Here is a 16,211-nt window from a genome sequence, read left to right on the forward strand (position 1 = left end):
GGGCCTGTTCATTTCCCATCGGCCGCTGGGCGCGCCGGCGGCCGATGGACGATGCTGTCATGTCTTGCCGGCCACACCTGTGCCCGGCGGTGGTGCAGGTGTGAAGCGGTCATTCCTCCGGCGTGGTCGTGCTCTCGCGGGTATCCTGCGCCGGGATCACCAGGCGCACCCGCTGCCCTTCGCCATCGCCGCTGGCTTCGACATTGCGTGAGCCGAGGTCGTAGACCACACGTGCGCCCTCGAAGGTGCGGCCTTCGTGGCGGATATAGGCATCGCCGGTCAGGGTGATGGTCTGGCTGGTGACGTCATACACCAGCACCTGCCCGCGAGCATCCAGAATATCGCCTTCGCGCAGCCGTACCGGGCTGCCGGTCGCTTCGGCGCGGCTGAACGCGCCGTCGCTGAGGCGCAGCTCGATGCGATCGGCATTGATCTGGCGGTTGCCCTGACGCAGCTCGGCATTGCCCTGATAGACGCCCAGGCCCTCTTGCTGGCGGAAGGTTGCCTGATCGGCACGCACCGTGATTTCACCCGCTGGCGGCGCAGCCAGCGCCACCGCCGGGCCAAGCAGGCCGAGCAGCAGCAAGTTACGAAGCAGGCATGTCATAGTGGCTTTCCACTCTGTTCTTCAATTGCAGTTCGCCCGTGACGAGATTGGCCTCCATGGCGCCCGCCCGGGTGCTGCCAGACGGGTGGGTGATCCGTACCGCGCCCGGCGCGCTGATTTGTTCCTGTGAAGAGCGATAGACCAGCTCTTCGGTGTGCAGGGTCATTGGCTGGCCACCGAAATGCCGTGCTGCCACCGCGCCGGTAAGGCGGATGTGCCGGCCTTTGTCGGTGACGCGCCCGGCCTGCGATTCCACCTCCCAGATGCGCTGCGTATCGTGCAGGGCCAGCCGTGGATGCTCCAGCAATGTTTCACCGAGCAGATCCATTTCGGTCAGTTTCTCCGCCTGCAAGTCGTATTCCAGCTGGCCTTCAATGGTGAAACTGCGGGCGGTCACGGCTTCGGCAATGATCAGCGGTGTGTCTTCCCGCTGGGTGAGAAAATCGGGCACCCGATCCTCCCACTCGTGCAAGGTCATCAGCACGATCAGGCTGAGCAGTATCAGGCCGGTGGCGGAGAGCAGGCCCTGGCGCCTCATGAGCGATCCGCCTCCCGGCGTGCTGCCAGAATGAAATCGCACATTTCGCGCACGGCACCGTAGCCGCCGCGCCGCTGGGTAACGATGTCGGCGGCTTGCTGGGCACAGGCGTGGGCATTGGGTACGGAAAAGGCCAGTGCCGCCCATTGCAGCGCCGGCACATCGGGCTCGTCGTCGCCGGCATAACCCACGGCGGCAGCGGTAACGCCGAGTTCCCCGGCCAGTGCCTGCAAGGCAACGCCTTTATCTTCCCGGCCCTGGATGACGTGCTCAATGCCCAGATCAGCGGCGCGGCGCGCTACCATGGGCGAATTGCGCCCGGTTATCAGCGCCAGCGTGACGCCGGCGCGGGCCAGTTGCTTGAGCCCGTGGCCATCCAGCGTATTGAACACCTTGAGCTGCTCGCCCTCCGGGCCGAACAGCAATTGCCCGTCGGTCATGATGCCGTCTACATCGAAGGCCATCAGTTGCAGTGCGATGGCGCGCTCGCGCAGGATGCTCATCTTGCCGGTGTCTTTCGTCGTGCCGTCTTTCATTACACCACCCCTGCGCGCAGCAGATCGTGCATGTTGAGTGCGCCCACCGGGTGCCCGGCGTCATCGACCACGATCAAGCCGCTGATCTTGTGCTGTTCCATGATTTTCAGTGCTTCGGCGGCCAGATGGCCGGTGCGGATCACCACCGGGCTTGGCGTCATGACATCGCGGATCGGGCTTTGGCGCAGGTCGATGTGTGGTTGATCCAGTGTGCGGCGCAGGTCGCCATCAGTAAAAATGCCGGCCAGACAGCCGTCGGCATCGGCAATGGCGGTCATGCCCAGGCCCTTCTGGCTGACTTCCAGCAGCGCGTCGCGCAACGGAGTATCTTCTTGCACGCAGGGCAGGCGCTCGCCGGTGTGCATCACATCGTCAACGGTCAAAAGCAGCCGCCGGCCCAGGCTGCCACCCGGATGTGACAGGGCGAAATCCTCGGCCGAGAAGCCCCGTGCCTCCAGTAGCGCGATGGCCAGCGCATCGCCCATGGCCAGCGCGGCGGTGGTACTGGAGGTGGGGGCGAGATTGTGCGGGCAGGCTTCTTCACGCACCACGACCGGAATATGTACATCAGCCTGGCGGGCGAGGGTAGAGCCGGGGCGGCCGGTGATGCTGATCAATGCAATGCCACGGCGTTTGAGTACCGGCAGGATCGCCAGCACCTCGCCGGTTTCGCCGGAATTCGACAGTGCCAGCACCACATCATCCGGGGTAATCATGCCCAGATCCCCGTGGGATGCCTCGCCAGGGTGAACAAAGAAGGATGGTGTGCCCGTGCTCGCCAGAGTGGCGGCGATCTTGTCGCCGATATGGCCGGATTTGCCCATGCCGGTCACGATCACGCGGCCCCGGCAGTTGAGCATCAGCTCACAGGCTCGGTCGATATGTGTGTCAACGGCGTCGATCAGCTCGGCCACAGCGTCGGCTTCAAGGCGCAGCACCCGGCGAGCAGTATCCTGAAAGCGTTTGCTCATGTTCTCTCCTGCGGAAGGGCGCGCATTATAGGCCGAAACGGGGTGCTATGTTGCCATCAAACGGGAATTGTGCCGCCTGTGGGGTGGGCAGCCTAGGGGCGGCCAGCGCACAAGTGTTACAAAATGAATGGCGGGCGAGTGGTTGCGGCCATGGAACCTGCGTGCCGGCAACGGTTCCAACAAGAACAGGCTGCCTGAAGCGACCGGGCAGTCACTATCGTGCAAGGCTGGCGTACAAGGCTGGACAGCGCCGGGTTCGCCTGTTTGGATAGCACATCGACAAAGACAGCCGGTTGCCACCAGGCGCCGGACCAAGGAGCTGCAATCCGATGAAATCTTTCTGGCAATCCGTTTTTTTCCTGCCGCTGCTGGTGCTGGGCATGGCCGCAGCAGCACAGGCCAAGCAGCCGGATGAAGTCATTCGCGACGCGGTCACCACCTTGACGCAACGGATCGAGGCGGAGCGTGAGCGCATGACCCGCGATCCGGCGTATACCCGCATGGTGGTTACCGAGGAACTGGAAGAACTGGTGGACTTTCGCCGGATCACTCGGTTGGTGATGGGGGAGCATTTCGAGGCCGCCACCCGCGAGCAGCGCAATGCCTTCCTGGAGCGCTTCCGCAACAGCCTGGTACAGACCTATGCTGCGGGCGTCACCATGTATTCCGGCGAACAGATCAACGTCCTGCCGCTGGCGGAGGGTGATCTGCGGGGCAACCGCGCCCGCGTGCAGATGGAGTTCATCACCGGCAGCGGGCGTGTGGTGCCGATCGCCTATACCATGTTCCAGAGTGACGATCGCTGGCGGGTGGACAACGTCATTGTCAACGGCCTGAATCTCGGGCGGCTGTTCCGGGCCCAGTTCGATCAGGCCATGGCACAGCACAATGGCAGCATTGATCGGGTGATCGCATCCTGGTCTGCGGAGGTGGAAGTCGAGGGCAAGACGCCGGCCGAGGCGGTGCAGGAAGCGGCCGACGGCGCCTGATTTTTCCCCGCAAAACCCGTATCATGGCGCCCTTTGGTCATTTATAGCTTGAGAGCGCCATGATGAACCCTGAACAGGTACAGGCTCTGCTTGAGGCAGGCATTGAAGGTGCGCGGGCAACCGTGCAGGGCGGCGGTGACCGTTTCGAGATTCTGGTGGTGGCCGAGACGTTTGAAGGAATGTCCAAGGTGCGCCGCCAGCAGCAGGTCTACGCCTGCATCAATGAGCAGATCGCCAGCGGCAACATTCACGCGGTAACCATCCATACCTACACACCGGCAGAATGGGATAAAGCCCAGCGTATGGGTATTGCCTGAACCCGTGTGCCTGTTCCCGCCTTTGTGAGCGTGGCAGGGCACAATATGGGTGTGTGACAGTGGGTGCGTTGGCAATGGGCGCTGCGGCGCACGCAGCAGCACAGACCACAGCACAGACCACAGCACAGATACATAGACAGCACCAGCACATAATCGACCAGGACTTTCCACGCATGGATAAACTGATCATCACCGGCGGCAAGCGGCTGGACGGCGAAATCCGTATCTCCGGTTCCAAGAATTCTTCACTGCCGATCATTGCCGCTACGCTGCTGGCTTCCGAGCCGGTCACCGTGGGCAACCTGCCACACCTGCAGGACGTGACCACCCTGATCGAGCTGCTCGGCCGCATGGGCGTGAAGCTGGTGATCGACGACCGCATGAATGTCGAGGTGGATGCCAGCACCATTTCAGTGCTTGAGGCGCCCTATGAGCTGGTGCGCACCATGCGCGCCTCGATTCTGGTGCTCGGGCCGCTGCTGGCGCACTTTGGCGAGGCGATCGTATCGCTGCCTGGCGGCTGCGCTATCGGCAGCCGGCCAGTAGATCTGCACCTGCGCGGCCTGCGGGCACTGGGTGCCGAGATTGATGTGGTCAACGGCAATGTCCACGCGAAAGTGAACGGCCGCCTCAAAGGCGCACGGCTGGTGATGGATACCGTCACCGTCACTGGCACCGAAAACCTGCTGATGGCCGCCACGCTGGCAGATGGCGTCACCGTGATCGAAAATGCTGCTCGCGAGCCGGAAGTGGTCGATCTTGCCGATTGCCTGACGAAGATGGGCGCCAAGATCACCGGCGCCGGCACTGATACCATCACTATCGAAGGTGTTGAGAAACTGGGCGGATGCCACCATAACGTTATTCCGGACCGTATCGAAACCGGCACCTACCTGATCGCCGCAGCCGCCACCGGCGGCCGCATCAAGGTCAAGGACACGGCGCCGCACCTGCTGGATGCCACTTTGCAGAAGCTGCGTGAAGCGGGCGCCACGATCGAGGTGGGCGAGGACTGGATCAGCCTGGATATGGAAGGCCGCCGGCCGCAGGCCGTATCACTGCGCACCGCGCCTTACCCGGCCATGCCGACCGACATGCAGGCGCAATTCACCGCCCTGAACGCGGTGGCAGAAGGCACCGGCACCATTGTCGAGACGGTGTTCGAAAACCGCTTCATGCATGTGCAGGAAATGAACCGCATGGGCGCCGACATTCAGGTGGAAGGCAATACCGCGATTTCCCGTGGCGTACCGCACCTGAAAGCAGCGCCCGTGATGGCAACCGATTTGCGTGCGTCGGCGTCGCTGGTGATTGCCGGCCTGGTGGCCCACGGTGATACGGTGGTGGATCGCATCTACCACATCGACCGGGGCTATGAATGTATCGAGGAAAAACTGCAACTGCTGGGCGCGTGCATTCGCCGCGTGCCGGGCTGACAAGGCTGACCGACGCCCATGGCCATTGACCGACCACTGACCATCGCCCTGTCGAAAGGGCGCATCCTGAAAGAAACGCTGCCGTTGCTGAAAAGCGCCGGCATCGAGATGCTGGAAGACCCGGAAAAATCCCGCAAGCTGGTGTTTGAAACCACCCGCCCGGATGTGCGCATCATCATCCTGCGCGCCACCGATGTGCCGCCCTATGTGCAATACGGCGCGGCGGATATCGGCGTAGCCGGCAAGGATGTGCTGATGGAGCACGGTGCCGCCGGCATCTATGAGCCGCTGGATCTGGATATCGCCCGCTGCAAGCTGATGGTGGCGGCGCCGGTGGACGCTGCGCCGGTGGCCGGCCGACTGAAAGTGGCGACCAAGTTCGTCAATATTGCCCGCCGGTATTTTGCCGCCAGTGGCCGCCAGGCGGATGTCATCAAGCTCTATGGCGCAATGGAACTGGCGCCGATAGTGGGCCTGGCGGATCGCATCGTGGATGTGGTGGATACCGGCAATACGCTACGCGCCAACGGCCTGGAGCCGACCGAGCTGATTGCCTATGTTTCCAGCCGGCTGATCGTCAACCGCGCCAGCATGAAAACCCGTCACCGGGATATCCAGCGCATCGTCGATTTGCTGTCGGCGGCTGTCGAGGCGCGCAAGACAGGAGCCAGTGCATGAAAACCCATCGCCTTGCCACCACCGAGGCTGATTTCGATGCGCGCCTGGCAGCGCTCACCGCCTGGAGCGAAGAGCGTGACGCAGAGGTGGCAACGCGGGTGAGCGAAATTATTCGTGCCGTGCGCGAGCGTGGCGATGAGGCGCTGGTGGAATACACCAACCGTTTTGACCGCCGCAATGTACAGCACGCCAGCGAGCTGGTGCTCGGCAAGGAAGTCTTGCAGGCGGCGCTGGCGCGCATCCCGCAGGCGCATCGCGAAGCGCTTGAGATGGCTGCCGAACGCGTGCGCGAATACCACAGCCGGCAACGGCAGGAATCCTGGCAGTACCACGACGAAGACGGCACCTTGCTTGGTCAGCAAGTAACACCGCTGGATCGCGCCGGACTGTATGTGCCGGGCGGCAAGGCCGCCTATCCCAGCTCCGTGCTGATGAACGCCTTGCCCGCCAAGGTGGCCGGCGTGGGCGAAGTGGTGCTGGTGTCGCCAGCGCCGGACGGCGTGCTGAACGACACGGTGCTGGCGGCCGCGGCGGTTGCCGGTGTCGATCGCGTGATCACCGTGGGCGGCGCGCAAGCCGTGGCCGCGCTGGCCTGGGGCACCGATACCGTGCCGGCGGTGGACAAGATCGTCGGCCCCGGCAACATCTATGTGGCAGAGGCCAAGCGCCAGGTGTTCGGCAAGGTGGGCATCGACATGATCGCCGGCCCATCAGAAATTCTGGTGGTCTGCGACGGCAAGACAGACCCTGACTGGATCGCCATGGATCTGTTTTCCCAGGCGGAGCACGACGAAGAAGCGCAGGCAATTCTGGTATCACCGGATGCAGATTTTCTGGATCAGGTGGCCGCAAGTATGGCGCGCCTGGTGCCAACCCTTGAGCGCGAAGATATCGTGCGCACCTCCATGGCCAATCGCGGCGCCCTGATCCTGGCGCGTGACCTGGATGAATGCATGGTGCTGGTGAACCGCCTGGCCCCGGAGCATCTGGAGCTGTCCATGGATGATGCCGAGCAATGGGCAAAGAAAGTGCGCCATGCCGGCGCGATTTTTCTTGGGCGCCATACGCCGGAAGCGCTGGGCGATTACTGCGCTGGCCCGAACCACGTGCTGCCCACCTCGGCCACGGCGCGTTTCTCCTCGCCGCTGGGCGTGTACGATTTCCAGAAACGCAGCTCCCTGATCGGTTGCACGCCGGCCGGCGCCAGCCGGCTTGCCAGTATTGCCTCGCCGCTGGCGCGCAGTGAAAGCCTGACCGCGCATGCGCGCAGTGCAGAATATAGAATTCTGAAGGCGCCGGAAGCCTGATGTCTGAGGCCGGACGCGGCAGCGAACGGCCTTGAGTGTCGGCTGTCCGGTTTCATAAGCCCCGCATATTTTGAGAAAACATGAGCAAATTCTGGAGCGAGTTCGTTCATCACCTTGAGCCTTACGTGCCCGGCGAGCAGCCGAAAATGGCACGGCTGGTGAAGCTCAACACCAACGAGAACCCCTATCCGCCACCGCCGTCAGTGATGCAGGCGATTGCGGACGCCACCAATGACGCGCTGCGGCTGTATCCCGACCCCGATGCGACCGCGTTGAAAGAGGCGATAGCCCGGCACCACGGCATATCGAGCGCGCAGGTGTTTCTCGGTAACGGCTCGGATGAAGTGCTGGCGCATCTGTTCATGTGTTTTTTCCGGCAGCCGAAACCATTGCTGTTTCCGGATATCAGCTACAGCTTCTATAAAGTCTATTGCGGCCTTTACGATATCGATTATCGCGCTGTGCCCCTGCGAGAAGATTTCAGCCTTGCGTTGGCGGATTATGACGCCAACAACGGCGGAATCATTTTCCCGAACCCGAATGCGCCTACCGGGCGCCTGCTGCCGTTGGCGGATATTCAGGCGTTGCTTGAGCGCAACACGGAAACGCTGGTGGTAGTGGATGAAGCCTACATCGATTTTGGTGGTGAAAGCGCGATTGCGCTGGTGGATCGCTATCCCAACCTGCTGGTGGTGCAGACGTTATCCAAATCCCGCTCGCTGGCGGGCCTGCGCATCGGTTTTGCAGTAGGGCAGGCGCCCTTGATCGAAGGGCTCGAGCGTATCAAGAACAGCTTCAATTCCTATCCGCTGGATCGGCTGGCCATTGCAGCCGGCGTCGCATCGTTCGAAGATCAGGCAGCATTTGAAGACAACTGCCGACGCATCATCGATAGCCGAGAAAGCCTCGTTCAAGCACTGACACAACGTGGTTTTTCCGTCTTGCCATCGGCGGCGAATTTCGTGTTTGCCACCCATGCCGGTCACGAAGGTGAAGCGCTTGCATCGGCACTGCGCGAGCAGGGCGTGATCGTGCGCCACTTCAAGACACCCGCACGCATCGCGCCTTATTTGCGCATCAGCATCGGCACAGAAGAACAGAACGAGGCGTTGCTGGCGGCACTGGATCAGGCGCTCTGATCTTTTGCTTCGCGATCGTTTGCTGCCCGGCTTTTTGCTTGCAGAGACGGGCGCTTGCGCCCCCCCGATCAGCTTTCGCTGGCGGGCGGGCGTGTACCGATTTCCACCGTCACCACTATTTCCTCACGGCTGCGGATGACCGTCAGCTCCAGCCGGGTGCCGGGGCGAGCGGCCGAGATAATATTCATCGCCTCATAACCATCGCGCAATAACTGCCCCTCGATGCCCACCAGCACATCGCCGGGGCGAATGCCGCCCTGGTGCGCCGGGCCTTGTAGCGCAATCTCCTGGATCAGCCCGCCGCGCACTTCTCGCAGGCCCAGATCCGACGCCATCGCCGGCGTGACATCCTTTACCGTTACGCCGAGCCAGCCACGGATCACGCGACCATGCTCGATCAGATCATTCATCACATTACGAGCAGTGGTAGCAGGGGTGGCAAAACCAATCCCTTCCCAGCTGCCATCGGTGGAAAGAATGGCGGTATTGATGCCGATCAGATTGCCGAAGGTATCAATCAGCGCACCACCGGAATTGCCGCGATTGATGGCCGCATCGGTCTGAATGAAATTCTCGAAGGTGGCAATGCCCAGATTGCTGCGCCCGGTCGCACTGGCGATCCCCATGGAAACGGTTTGCCCCACACCCAGCGGATTGCCGATGGCCAGCACCACATCACCCACGCGCACCGGCCCGTCACCATTGAGATTGATCACCGGCAAGCGCTCCAGCGATATTTGCAACAGCGCCAGATCGGTTTCAGGATCAGTGCCCATCACGCGTGCCGCCGCCTCGCGGCCATCGGACAACGCCACCAGGATTTCGTCTGCATCGCGAATGACGTGGTAACTGGTGAGAATATAGCCTTCGGCTGACACGATGACGCCCGAGCCCAGGCTTGAAAGAATACGCTCGCGTCGTGGTTCCTGATACTGATCCAGAAACGGCCTTGGCACAGCCGCCTGACGGCGGGTGACGATCTGTGTCGTGTAAATATTCACAACCGCTGGCGCGGCTCGCGCCACCACATCTGCATACGAATGCACCACTGGCGGCGCTGCGGCGCTGGATTGGGTGGCAGAGCCGTTGTGATTGAGCCAGAGCACAGCGATACCGGCCACAATCCCGGCCAGCACGGGGCCAACCAGAAATTTCAGGGCTTTCATGGCGCTATCCGGCATGGCGCTATCCTGTTACGCCGGAGGGGGCAGGCGCCCGTGCCCGGCTGGGGTACACTGGGAAGCCGCCAGAGGTGCGGCGGATTTCCCGGCAAGTGTAACAGGCTGCGCAGGCGGCAGCGAAGATGCCGCTGGCAAAAGAGCCGCTGCCACGGCTCTTGGTAAGAGATTCGCAAAGAGCTCGTAGCACGAACTCGTCGCAATGCCACATAACACCGGCAACGCATAATCAATGGAGGAGCAAGAGTGAAACGTGATGACATGCTCAAGGCACTGGATGATCTGCTCAAGCCCGGCAAGTTTCGGGATTACTGCCCCAACGGCCTGCAAGTAGAAGGGCGCGAGCAAATCCGCCGTGTGGTGACGGGCGTGACGGCCTGCCAGGCATTGCTGGATGCAGCACTGGTAGAAGAGGCGGATGCCGTGCTGGTGCATCACGGTTATTTCTGGAAAAACGAAGACCCCCGCGTGCGCGGCATGAAGCGCCAGCGCCTGCACACTTTGTTGCGCCACGATCTGAATCTGTTTGCCTACCACCTGCCGCTGGATGCGCACCCCGATCTGGGCAATAACACCCAGCTGGCGCGCCGGCTCGGGCTCACAGTTACAGGCTGGCTGGGCGAGGACGACAGCTCGCTGGGGCTGGTGGGGCGCCTGCCTGACCCGATGCCGGCCGCCGAGTTCGCGACGTTGGTGGAAGATGTGCTGGGCCGCGAAACCTTGCACATTGGCGAAGCCGAAGACGAAATTGAAACCATCGCCTGGTGCACCGGCGCCGCACAGGGTTTTATCGATCAGGCTCAGTCCGCCGGCGTGGATGCCTATCTCTCCGGCGAAATTTCCGAGCCCACCGTGCACTTTGCGCGAGAAACCGGCATTCATTATTTTGCCGCAGGCCACCACGCCACCGAGCGCTACGGTGTGCAAGCCGTGGGTGAGTGGCTGGCCCGGCAATTCGATATCGAGCATATTTTCATCGATATCGACAATCCTGTCTGATCTTCCTGCTGCTGCTCCGGCGATATTCCGGGGCAGCTTGCTGCACGGCTGCGGCTGACTTTCACCGTCATTTTCGAGCGCCAGGCCGGTTATCACCGGCCCTGTGGCACTGTGCTATGATCCGCCGCTTTGTGGCCAGCACCAGGGAGACGGCGGGCCGGAGCATTGGCAGTACCGGATAAGACGGGGCCGGATTCCATGAAAATACTGGTGGTTTACAACCCGGCCGCAGGGGGCGGCCGGGAAGCGCTGCTCAAGCGGCTGGTGCAGGCGCTTGAGCGCCGTGGCGCGGATGTGGAAGTGTATCGCACCAAGGCGCCCGGCGATGCCACCCGCCATCTGCAGGCGCGCGCGCACCAAGGCGATGTGGTAGTGGCTGTGGGGGGCGATGGCACCACCAACGAAGTGCTCAACGGCCTCGACGATGGCGTGCCGCTGGGCATTTTCGGCACCGGCACAGCCAACGTGCTGGCGCGGGAGTTGAACTTGCCCCGGCACCCGGAGCAGGCCGCCGAGGTAATGGTGAACGGCGCCAGCCTGACCGTGTGGCCCGGCGATCTTGCGGGCCGCCGCTTCATGATGTGGACAGGCGTCGGCTATGACGCCTGGGTAGTGCAAGGCACCGATCTCGGCGTGAAGCGCCGCTTCGGCAAGCTGGCGTACGTGCTGGCGATGATTCGCCAGCTGGCGCGCTACGGCACCACCGACTACCGTTTGCGGATCGACGGGCGCGACTATCAAGCGCGCTCGGCGATCATCGCCAACGGCCGCCATTACGGCGGCCGCTTTGTGCTCACCCGGCAGGCGGACCTGACGCAGCCCACGCTGCAAGTGCTGCTGTTCAACGCGCCGGGGCGCCTGGCCCTGCTCAAGTGCTTGATGGCGTTGCCGTTTGGCGCCATGGAGCGGGTTGACGGAATTGTGTCCCTGCCCGCCCGCGAGATCGAAATAGAGGCAAGCGAGCAAGACGAGCCGTTGCAGGCAGACGGTGATCCGGCCGGCATACTGCCGGCACGGGTCACAGTGGCAGAGCGCGCCGTGCTGGTGCGCGTTGCCCGCGACAGCGCCTGACGCCGCCCGGCTCAGGCGTGCTTGCTGGCCGGGGCGTCTTCGTCGGTAGAGCAGCCTTGATCTTCGCAGCCTTCCGCATAATCCCGCGGCGGCTCCACCTGAGATGGCGTATCCTCCTTGGCGGCCAGCGCCAGATCATCCACCGGCGAGAACGGGCCGCCCTCAGGCTCATCGCGCAGGCCGAAATCTTCCGCCAGCGTGCCCTGAGCCGAAGGCGCATAATCCAGCGGCTGGCTGATCGACGCGGCGTTGTCCTGCTCGGTGCCCGGATAGCCCGGCAGGCTGTCCAGTGATTTCGCCATCGCCAGGCGGCGGCCCTGCTCGCTGCACAGGGTGCGCGCCCCGGCAGACAAGTGCTCGTGCACCGCCCGGTAGGAGGCTGTCATCTGATTGACCAGCTCGGCGGTGCGCAGGAAATGATGATCCACCTCTTCACGGTGGCGCGCCAGATTGGCCCGCGCTTCATCCCGCTCACGTTTCAGCGCCCGCTGCGCACGCCGGGCTGGCAGCAGCAGATACATCAGCGCAGCGCCCAGGGCGCCACCGATCAGGAAGGCCAGGAACATGGCGGCCGAATTCTCCATCATCAACAACTCCTTGGCCGGCGCTGCCGAGCGAAGCTCTGCGGGCGCCGGAATGCTGTGGCGGGATATCGCCACGAGGTGAGCGGCTATTGCAGCATAGCCGGCAGAGTCGCGCCAAGCACGTTACCGCCGTAATTGTTAGAATTCTTGGCAAGCCCGGCACCGGGCACAAGCAATACTCAAAGGAGCCACCCATGTCGCGCCCCAGCCAGGAAAAAATCACCCTCAGCGGCCCCGCCGGCGCACTGGAAGCCGTGCTGGAGCTGACGGCTGATACGCCCGCTTTCATTGCCATAGTATGCCACCCGCACCCGCTGTTTGGCGGCACCATGCAAAACAAGGTAGTCACCACCCTCAGCCGCGCTTGCCGCGATGCCGGCGCCGCCGTGCTGCGCTTCAATTTTCGCGGCGTAGGGGCCAGCCAGGGCGCCTTCAGTGAAGGGCAGGGCGAGACAGAAGACCTGCTCGCCGCCGAGAGCTGGCTACGCCAGCGCTACCCCGGCCTGCCGCTGTGGCTGGCGGGCTTCTCTTTCGGCAGCTTCGTCGCCGCCCGTGGCGCCGGTGTACTGGCTGCCAACGAGCGCGCCCCGGCACACCTGTTTCTGGTCGCGCCGCCCGTGCACAACTTCGATTTCACTAGCGTCGACAGCCCTGGCTGCCCGGTCACCGTGGTGCAAAGCGAAGATGATGAAGTGGTGCCCGCCGAAAAGGTATTTGCATGGCAGCAGAGCACCCCGCTGGCGCCGGATCTGATCCGCTTTTCCGGTGCCGGCCATTTCTTCCACGGCAAGCTGGTGCAGCTGGCCGAAGTGGTGCGCAGCCGCCTGCCGGAATAGACAGCGGCGCACCTGGCGCGGCATCAGCTGAGAACGCTGGCAAGCAGCCCCGCTGCGAGGCCACCAAATTGCCAACCCCGCGAGCCGGCGCTACATTGAGCGCCCCGCAGGGCCCATCGGGCGGATTTCATGACACCACTAGAACATTATCAACGGGATCTCACGCGCCCGGACTTTTTCCATGATCCAGCACAGGAGCACGCCATGCGCCGGCTGGATGATCTCCATGCACGGCTCAGCGAGCCGCCCCGCCGTGGCGGGCTGTTCGGCAGGCGCCGCACACGCGAGCTGGTGCGCGGGCTCTATATGTGGGGCGGCGTCGGCCGGGGCAAGACCTACCTGATGGATGTGTTCTTCGAGGCGCTGCCGTTCCCCGACAAGCGGCGCATGCACTTCCACCGCTTCATGCAGCACGTGCACCAGCAGATGCGTGCCCGTCAAGGACAAAAAAATCCACTGGTGGCGATCGCCCGTGATTTCGCCCGCAACGTGCGGGTGCTATGTTTCGACGAGTTTTTCGTCACCGACATCACCGATGCCATGATCCTGGCCACGGTGCTGGAATCACTGTTCGCCGAAGGCGTGACACTGGTGGCGACCTCGAACATCGAACCGGACGGCCTCTACCGCGACGGCTTGCAGCGCGCGCGCTTTCTGCCAGCCATCGAGCTTCTGAAAACGCATACAGAGGTGCTCAACGTGGATGGCGGCACCGATTATCGGCTGCGGCTGCTGGAGCAGGCAGAGCTGTACTGCTGCCCGCTGGGAGCAAGCGCCGACCGGTTCCTGGCAGAACGCTTCAAGACCCTCGAAGCGGAACAGGCGCGGCACCGCGAGCAGGTAGACCTGGACGTGGAAGGCCGCGTGATCCGCGCCGAACGGGTAAGCGATGGCGTCGCCTGGTTCGAGTTCCGGTCGCTGTGCGACGGGCCGCGTTCGCAGACCGATTACATCGAGCTGGCGCGGGAGTTTCATACGGTGCTGCTGGCTAATGTAGAGCGCATGAGCGTGGTAACAGATGACATCGCGCGGCGCTTCATCAATATGGTCGATGAGTTTTATGACCGTGGCGTCAAGCTCATCATCACCGCTGAAACACCCATCGAAGATCTGTACAGCGGCGGCCGGCTGGAGTTCGAGTTTGATCGCACCCGGAGCCGATTGCTGGAAATGCAATCCAGAGAATACCTGATGCGCGAACATCGCGCCTGAGCCCGTTTTCTGGCAGCCGGCACTGCCGGCCCCGGCAAGAACCTGACAGGAGACCGATATGATCCCGCGCACATTGTTCACATCCGATCATGAAACCTTTCGTGATACCGTTCGCCGCTTCCTGGAAAACGAAGCCGTGCCCCATCACGAACAATGGGAAAAAGACGGCCAGGTGCCCGCCGAACTGTGGCGCAAGGCCGGCGAGCAGGGTTTTCTCTGCCCCATGGTGGCCGAAGAATACGGCGGCATCGGTGCGGATTTCCTCTACAGTGTAGTGGTCAGTGAAGAAATCGCCCGCCTGGGCCTGACCGGCATCGGCTGGGGCCTGCACACGGATATTGTCGCGCCTTATATCGAGCACTACGGCTCGGAAGAGCAAAAGCAGAAATACCTGCCGAAGATGGTGACTGGCGAAACCATCACCGCTATCGCCATGTCCGAGCCGGCGGCTGGCTCCGATCTGCAAGGCATCAAGACCACCGCACAGAAAGATGGCGACCACTACATCATCAACGGCTCCAAGACATTTATCACCAACGGCCAGAACGCCGATCTGGTGATCGTAGTGGCGAAAACCGATCCTACCAAAGGCGCCAAAGGCACCAGCCTGTTCCTGGTCGAAGCCGGCACACCGGGCTTCCAGAAAGGCACCAACCTGAACAAGATCGGCATGAAAGCTCAGGATACTTCCGAGCTGTTTTTCCAGGATGTACGTGTGCCGGCAGATGCGCTGCTCGGGCAGGAAGGCATGGGCTTTATCTACCTCATGCAGGAGCTGCCACAAGAGCGCCTGAATATTGCCGTCAACGCCATTGCCATGGCCGAAAGTGCACTGGAACACACCATCACCTACGTCAAAGAGCGCAAGGCATTTGGCCGCAGCGTGGCGGAATTCCAGAACACCCAATTCAAACTGGCCGAGATGCACACTGAAGTGGAAGCCGCACGGGTCTATCTGGACCGCTGCATCGAACTGCACTTGCAGAAAAAACTCGACGTGCCGACCGCCGCTGCCGTGAAATACTTCACCACCGATCTGCAGTGCAAGGTCATTGACGAATGCCTGCAATTACACGGTGGCTACGGCTATATGTGGGAGTACCCGATTGCACGCATGTTTGCGGATGCGCGTGTGCAGCGGATTTATGGTGGTACGAATGAGATTATGAAGAGCATTATTTCTCGCGCCATCCTGTCGTAAAGCTTGTAACAGCGTGCGGGCCGATAGCCTGCACGCTGTTCTTCCCTTCCCAGAAAAGGCTACGGTGAGTTCAACCGGTCAGCGCAACTACTTCCTTCTCTTCCTCCACCCGCCGTAACTTGCGTTTCAGTTCCTGAATCTTACTCTGTTCCGGGGTCAGCGCCTCACCTTTTTGTGGCGCCTTGCCTGAGCGCTCGGCTCGAAGCCTGCGCACCCGATACTCCGTGATTTACCAACACCCATGGCCTCGCAGGCCGCTTCAGGGCTTCTGTTATATCTTGTTCATCCCAGAGGCTTGCACCGGAAATGTGAACTGTGCACACTTAATGCCATCACACAATAAAAAGGGAACACATCAGGCCAAGGACCATGGCTGCGTCAGCGTTGCAGCATCTCCCCCTGAATCTGTCCCCACTAACGGTATACCGATTTATCGGCTGTCTACTTCGGTGTGCGCGTGCTTTGGCTATCCGCTCGCACTGATTCCGGGGTTTGAAAAATAATAGGTTACCGGGGACTCCGTTTGTATTCTGGTTTTCCCGCTATTAAATCGAGATTTTCTAACGTTAAACGAACAGTTTTCGTTTTGAGAACGATTTGCGTTTGACGGGG

General features: G+C 62.0%; 18 protein-coding genes. 11 read left to right on the forward strand and 7 right to left on the reverse strand.

The features are described 5' to 3' along the window. Positions 1-109: 109 nt before the first annotated feature. From lptA to MU846_RS09265, 4 genes are read right to left on the reverse strand one after another with little or no spacing between them, the layout of a single operon-like run. A complete protein-coding gene (gene lptA, locus MU846_RS09250; protein ID WP_246951955.1) occupies positions 110-607 on the reverse strand; it encodes a lipopolysaccharide transport periplasmic protein LptA in 498 nt (165 codons plus the stop codon). Further along, the gene (gene lptC / locus MU846_RS09255) at positions 588-1,145 is read right to left on the reverse strand and encodes an LPS export ABC transporter periplasmic protein LptC (RefSeq protein ID WP_246951957.1); all 558 of its coding nucleotides are present in this window, start codon (positions 1,143-1,145) and stop codon (positions 588-590) included. The genes lptA and lptC overlap by 20 nt, the downstream gene beginning before the upstream one ends. Further along, positions 1,142-1,681, reverse strand: coding sequence for a KdsC family phosphatase (locus MU846_RS09260; protein WP_246951959.1), 540 nt, complete (start codon positions 1,679-1,681; stop codon positions 1,142-1,144). Before MU846_RS09260 ends, lptC begins: the two co-directional genes overlap by 4 nt. Beyond that, positions 1,681-2,652, reverse strand: coding sequence for a KpsF/GutQ family sugar-phosphate isomerase (locus MU846_RS09265; protein ID WP_246951961.1), 972 nt, complete (start codon positions 2,650-2,652; stop codon positions 1,681-1,683). The genes MU846_RS09260 and MU846_RS09265 overlap by 1 nt, the downstream gene beginning before the upstream one ends. A 329-nt stretch (positions 2,653-2,981) precedes the next feature. Here MU846_RS09265 and MU846_RS09270 point away from each other — a divergent pair, with 329 nt between their 5' ends. The 6 genes from MU846_RS09270 (at position 2,982) to hisC (ending at position 8,518) form a co-directional block, all read left to right on the forward strand. After that, the gene (locus tag MU846_RS09270) at positions 2,982-3,641 is read left to right on the forward strand and encodes an MlaC/ttg2D family ABC transporter substrate-binding protein (protein ID WP_246951963.1); all 660 of its coding nucleotides are present in this window, start codon (positions 2,982-2,984) and stop codon (positions 3,639-3,641) included. A gap of 59 nt (positions 3,642-3,700) precedes the next feature. Further along, on the forward strand, positions 3,701-3,958 hold the full coding sequence (locus MU846_RS09275) for a BolA family protein (RefSeq protein WP_246951965.1): 258 nt from the start codon (positions 3,701-3,703) through the stop codon (positions 3,956-3,958). Between the two features lie 173 nt (positions 3,959-4,131). Further along, positions 4,132-5,394: a UDP-N-acetylglucosamine 1-carboxyvinyltransferase gene (gene murA, locus MU846_RS09280; protein ID WP_246951967.1), complete on the forward strand. Its 1,263-nt coding sequence runs from the start codon at positions 4,132-4,134 to the stop codon at positions 5,392-5,394. Between the two features lie 24 nt (positions 5,395-5,418). Then, positions 5,419-6,072: an ATP phosphoribosyltransferase gene (hisG, locus tag MU846_RS09285; RefSeq protein ID WP_246952105.1), complete on the forward strand. Its 654-nt coding sequence runs from the start codon at positions 5,419-5,421 to the stop codon at positions 6,070-6,072. Continuing rightward, positions 6,069-7,379 (forward strand): histidinol dehydrogenase, encoded by a 1,311-nt coding sequence (hisD, locus tag MU846_RS09290; protein WP_246951969.1) that lies wholly within the window; start codon positions 6,069-6,071, stop codon positions 7,377-7,379. The genes hisG and hisD overlap by 4 nt, the downstream gene beginning before the upstream one ends. An 80-nt stretch (positions 7,380-7,459) precedes the next feature. After that, positions 7,460-8,518 (forward strand): histidinol-phosphate transaminase, encoded by a 1,059-nt coding sequence (gene hisC, locus MU846_RS09295; protein ID WP_246951971.1) that lies wholly within the window; start codon positions 7,460-7,462, stop codon positions 8,516-8,518. Positions 8,519-8,586: 68 nt separating this feature from the next. Here hisC and MU846_RS09300 read toward each other — a convergent pair whose 3' ends face one another. After that, the gene (locus MU846_RS09300; RefSeq protein ID WP_306799334.1) at positions 8,587-9,684 is read right to left on the reverse strand and encodes a S1C family serine protease; all 1,098 of its coding nucleotides are present in this window, start codon (positions 9,682-9,684) and stop codon (positions 8,587-8,589) included. A 273-nt stretch (positions 9,685-9,957) separates the two neighbouring features. Here MU846_RS09300 and MU846_RS09305 point away from each other — a divergent pair, with 273 nt between their 5' ends. Together MU846_RS09305 and MU846_RS09310 are read left to right on the forward strand one after the other, a co-directional pair. Next, positions 9,958-10,695, forward strand: a complete 738-nt coding sequence (locus MU846_RS09305) for a Nif3-like dinuclear metal center hexameric protein (protein WP_246952107.1) — start codon at positions 9,958-9,960, stop codon at positions 10,693-10,695. 198 nt (positions 10,696-10,893) lie between these two features. Beyond that, positions 10,894-11,766 (forward strand): diacylglycerol/lipid kinase family protein, encoded by an 873-nt coding sequence (locus MU846_RS09310; protein ID WP_246951975.1) that lies wholly within the window; start codon positions 10,894-10,896, stop codon positions 11,764-11,766. Positions 11,767-11,777: 11 nt separating this feature from the next. Here the strand turns inward: MU846_RS09310 and MU846_RS09315 are convergent, their stop codons facing one another. Beyond that, entirely contained in the window at positions 11,778-12,353 is a 576-nt protein-coding gene (locus MU846_RS09315; protein ID WP_246951977.1) for a Z-ring associated ZapG family protein, read from the reverse strand. A 191-nt stretch (positions 12,354-12,544) separates the two neighbouring features. Here MU846_RS09315 and MU846_RS09320 point away from each other — a divergent pair, with 191 nt between their 5' ends. From MU846_RS09320 to MU846_RS09330, 3 genes are all read left to right on the forward strand, one after another. Beyond that, complete coding sequence (locus MU846_RS09320) at positions 12,545-13,186, forward strand: alpha/beta hydrolase (RefSeq protein WP_246951979.1); 642 nt, start codon at positions 12,545-12,547, stop codon at positions 13,184-13,186. A 129-nt stretch (positions 13,187-13,315) separates the two neighbouring features. Continuing rightward, positions 13,316-14,398 carry a cell division protein ZapE gene (gene zapE, locus MU846_RS09325; RefSeq protein WP_246951981.1) on the forward strand — a complete coding sequence of 361 codons (1,083 nt, stop codon included), beginning with the start codon at positions 13,316-13,318 and terminating at the stop codon, positions 14,396-14,398. A 58-nt stretch (positions 14,399-14,456) separates the two neighbouring features. Continuing rightward, the gene (locus tag MU846_RS09330) at positions 14,457-15,599 is read left to right on the forward strand and encodes an acyl-CoA dehydrogenase family protein (RefSeq protein ID WP_246951983.1); all 1,143 of its coding nucleotides are present in this window, start codon (positions 14,457-14,459) and stop codon (positions 15,597-15,599) included. Between the two features lie 70 nt (positions 15,600-15,669). Here the strand turns inward: MU846_RS09330 and MU846_RS09335 are convergent, their stop codons facing one another. Further along, positions 15,670-15,813 (reverse strand): hypothetical protein, encoded by a 144-nt coding sequence (locus tag MU846_RS09335; protein ID WP_246951985.1) that lies wholly within the window; start codon positions 15,811-15,813, stop codon positions 15,670-15,672. Positions 15,814-16,211: the final 398 nt, after the last annotated feature.

Origin of the sequence: Alcanivorax quisquiliarum (assembly GCF_023051175.1) — a bacterium.
GTDB lineage: Bacteria > Pseudomonadota > Gammaproteobacteria > Pseudomonadales > Alcanivoracaceae > Isoalcanivorax > Isoalcanivorax quisquiliarum.